The organism is Nocardia asiatica NBRC 100129 (genome assembly GCF_000308415.1).
GTDB lineage: Bacteria > Actinomycetota > Actinomycetes > Mycobacteriales > Mycobacteriaceae > Nocardia > Nocardia asiatica.
In genome coordinates this window covers 1-3,583 of sequence record NZ_BAFS01000376.1, presented here as the reverse complement: position 1 = coordinate 3,583, position 3,583 = coordinate 1, and the positions used below count along the sequence as shown (strand labels likewise).

The following is a 3,583-nucleotide window of genomic DNA, read 5'->3' as shown; positions in this document are numbered from 1 at the left end:
CTGGCGGAGTTCTCGATCAGCGCCGCGGTCGTCGCGGTGGAGGGCAACACGATCAGCATCACCGGAGCCCTGGGCGGCGGAATGAGCCTGGAAGCCACCGTGGCGCTGCCGGTGACGCCGCCACCGTGGCGACCCGAACGGCGCATCGTGCACGAGACCGGGCGCGGATACTTCCACAGCGGGGTCTACACCCGCGGCCAGTATCTGGGCAATGTCGTCGTCTCCGACGGCCACCGCCGCGCCCGCGCCGATTTCACGCTCGCGCAACCGGATTCGGCGGGGCCGTGGCACGGAGTCGCCGACGCCTACCAACCCTCCGTCACGCTGGTCGACGCGACGGTGATCCTGGCGCAGCTGTCCCAGGTCGTGCTCTACGAGCTGGACAACATCGCGCGCAAGGACAGCGAGACGCTGTGGATGCGCCGGATGACCGCCCGCGCGTCCGCTCCCCCGGCGCCGTGCACCGCGGGCAGCGCCACCACGCACATGGTGCGCTCGATGGTCCTCGCCTTCGGCGGCGGCGACTGGCGCATCTCCAGCTGGGCATCGGATTTCGCCGGATGCGAGATCCGGTACGACCTCGCGCATCGACTGCCCGCCTAGCCCCGCGCCCACCCGAACGCTCAGAAAGGCACTCCCATGTCGGCAACCAACTATCGACGCATCGTCGTCTCCGGCACCTACTCGACCGGGAAGACCACGACTTCCACCGCGCTGTCCCTGCTGACCGGCATCCCCCGGGTGGACGCCTCGTCCGCTCGCGAGGTGGTCACCGAGCTCTACCCGGGCATGCGGTTCCAGGATCTGAGCACCACCGAGCTGATGGCGCTCGGCTTCCGCCGACTGGAGCTGCGCATCCAGGCCGAGGCGATCCTCGACGCCCAAGGCGGATTCATCGCCGACGGCTCGGTGCTCAACGAGTGGATCTACGGCACCACGCGCCTGATCACCGGCCCCAACCCCGGATCGAGCCGATGGCACAAAGCCGTCAAGAACACCCTGACGCTGCCCGGCCGTCCGTTCTACCGCCGCTACCTCAACGCCTACGGCGACATGGCCCGGCAACGGGCCCGGCAGAACTACGACATCTTCTTCCACCTCCCGGTGGAGGTGCCGATGGACCCCGACGGGCACCGGCCGGTCGACGAGCGTTACCGCGCGATCTCCGATCGCCAACTGCTGCACGCGATCAGCGAGCTCGGGCAGCCGGTGGTGACGGTACGGGGCACTCCGGAACAGCGCCTGGAATCCATCGTCTCGATGCTCGACGTACCCACCGTGATGGACATCGACGTCGCGGTGAAGGAGGCGATGGAGATCGTGCGCTCCAGCCGGGAGCGCGTCCAGGAAACGATCGTCGCCCAGCAACAGCCGCACACCCTCGGCCGCAAGATCAAATTCGCAACCCGCGTTTAGGAGCACGTCATGACCGTTCTGCTGGACAAGACCAAGCGCTACAACCCGATCGACTCGTGGTTCTACGACAACTTCATCTCCGACGCCGTGCGGGACATGACCCCGACGCTGTTCGACGACATCGTCGCCCAGCTCGACGACCGCGCGCAGGTGCTCGACGTGGGTTGCGGCGGAGGACAGCTCGCGGTCGGGCTGGCCACCGCGGGCACGACGCTGCGGCTGACCGGGATCGACCTCTCGCCGCAACAGGTGCGCCGGGCTCGCAAGCGCGGTGCGGCGCTGGGCAGCCGCATCCAGTTCCGGGAGGGATCGGCGATGGAGCTGCCGTTCCCGGACGCCGCCTACGACGCGGTGATCAGCTCCGGTTCGATCAAGCACTGGCCGGATCAGCGCAAAGGGCTCGCGGAGATGATCCGGGTGCTGCGGCCCGGCGGCCTGCTGCTGGTGATCGAGGCCGACCGCGGCTGCACCTTCGAGGACGCCCGATCCTTCGTCGACCGCTGGAAGCTGCCGCAGGCGATGGCGCGGGCCTGCCTGCCGTTCTTCCGCACCTACATCGCCGGCTACGGCATCGACTTGGAGGACGGCCGCGAACTGGTCGCCGGTCTCCCGGTCACCGACGCCACGGTGCGCCGCATCGAGGGCGAGCCGGGCATCCAGATCACCGCGCGCAAACGGGCCGAGTGACCACGCTCGCCCTCACGGACGCCGCGCGCGCTGCGGTTTGCGCGCGGCCTCCGCGGTCACCTGGTCCTGCCGCTCGGCGGGTACGAGGGGGCGGATGTCCTCGCGCGAGCCGATCATCAGTTTCTGCAGAATGGCCGCCACCTGGGCGTCCACGGTCTTGAACGAGCTGCCGCGCCGGGCGGCGATGGCGGTGTTGGTCCAGCCCGCGGCCGCGAGCACGGCCACGTCCTGTTCGGCCGCGGACAGATCCGGCCAGCGGGAGGGGCGGCTGCGCCGGACCGGGTGCGCGAGGGGTAGCCGGTCCAGTGACAGCTTTCCCAGTGCCAGCTGCGCCACCTCGCCGAGTTCCGCGCGCAGCAGCGCGCCCTCTCGCTGCGCCTCCGCGAAGGCATCACCGCCCAGCACCGTTCGGGCGGCCGCGGCGGCGATGTCGGTCTCGGTGGCGAACGGGCCGAGGTTGGCGATGTCCACGCCGAGTCGTTCCCGCAGCGTTGCCCCGCCGCCGAGCAGCCGCGCGATCTCGCGCGCCCAACCCGTCACGGCATCGGAGCGCTCGTCGTCCGCGTCGCGGATCATCCGCGCCAGCGTCCAGGCGCGGATGTGGATCGCCCATACGACGCCCCACTGATCGCGCATCGCGAGCTGCGTCGTCAACGACGTCCGCGCCACGGCCGACGCCGCACCCGGATCACCGTGTTTGGTCAGCGCGATCGCCCACACCAGTTCCGCCCACGACGCCGCCCACCGCGCCCCGGAGCGCTCCGCGTGGTCCAGGTGCCGCCGTGCGCTCTCCAGCGCCTGCGCGGGCGTGCCGAGGAAAGCGGCGGCCAGGGCCTCGAACAGCTCGGCCATAGCGGCGGGCCCGGGTTGTCCGTCGTCGGCGAATCTGGCCCGCGCGCGGGCCAGGATGTCGATAGCGCGCACGTCGCGGTGCACCAGCATCAATTCGGTGCCCCAGGCGAATTCGACCGGAGCGGGCAGATCGATCGCACGGCCGGACTGCTCGCGCCACCCCGAGCGGACCGTGGCGTCCGGCACGCACAGGGCGACACACTCGTCGAGCATCCGCTCCGCGTCGTGGTGCACACCCTGGCACAGGCTGATCCAGGCGATCAGCGACATCGCCGTGACCTTCAGCGGCACCGGCTGCGGATCGAGGTCCTGGCCCGCGGCCAGCGTGCGCTCGGCCCACCGGCGCGGTTCGCGCAGCGAGCCGGTGAAGAACGGGCTGCGCAGCGCGATCAGCCCGACGGCGATCTCCAACCCGACCACGGCCTCTTCGGGCGTGGCGAGGCTGCCCGCCATGGCACACAGCAGATTGTCCCAGGCGGCGCGCGCCCAATCGAGCAACTCTTGCTCGGCGGGGCCGAACCATTCGGCACCGGCCGCGACGACCTTGTCGCGGTAATAGCGGCGGTGTCTGCGCTCCAGCCGGGCGCGTTCGCCGTCGTGTTCGCCCAAGCGCTGCTGGGCGAACACG

The 3,583-nt window shown here is 70.5% G+C and carries 4 protein-coding genes; 3 read left to right on the top strand and 1 reads right to left on the bottom strand.

The window, feature by feature from the left end; all coding sequences use genetic code 11:
* From ON27_RS40145 to ON27_RS29600, 3 genes are all read left to right on the top strand, one after another.
* On the top strand, positions 1-603 hold a 603-nt coding region (locus ON27_RS40145; RefSeq protein WP_245560297.1), incomplete at its 5' end, for an AvrD family protein.
* A 36-nt stretch (positions 604-639) separates the two neighbouring features.
* The gene (locus ON27_RS29605; protein ID WP_043734977.1) at positions 640-1,416 is read left to right on the top strand and encodes an ATP/GTP-binding protein; all 777 of its coding nucleotides are present in this window, start codon (positions 640-642) and stop codon (positions 1,414-1,416) included.
* Positions 1,417-1,425: 9 nt separating this feature from the next.
* Entirely contained in the window at positions 1,426-2,103 is a 678-nt protein-coding gene (locus tag ON27_RS29600) for a class I SAM-dependent methyltransferase (RefSeq protein WP_043734976.1), read from the top strand.
* 12 nt (positions 2,104-2,115) lie between these two features.
* On the opposite strand, the gene ON27_RS29595 is transcribed toward ON27_RS29600, so the two are convergent.
* Positions 2,116-3,583, bottom strand: a 1,468-nt coding sequence (locus ON27_RS29595) for a helix-turn-helix domain-containing protein (RefSeq protein ID WP_043734975.1), incomplete at its 5' end; no start/stop codon positions are given.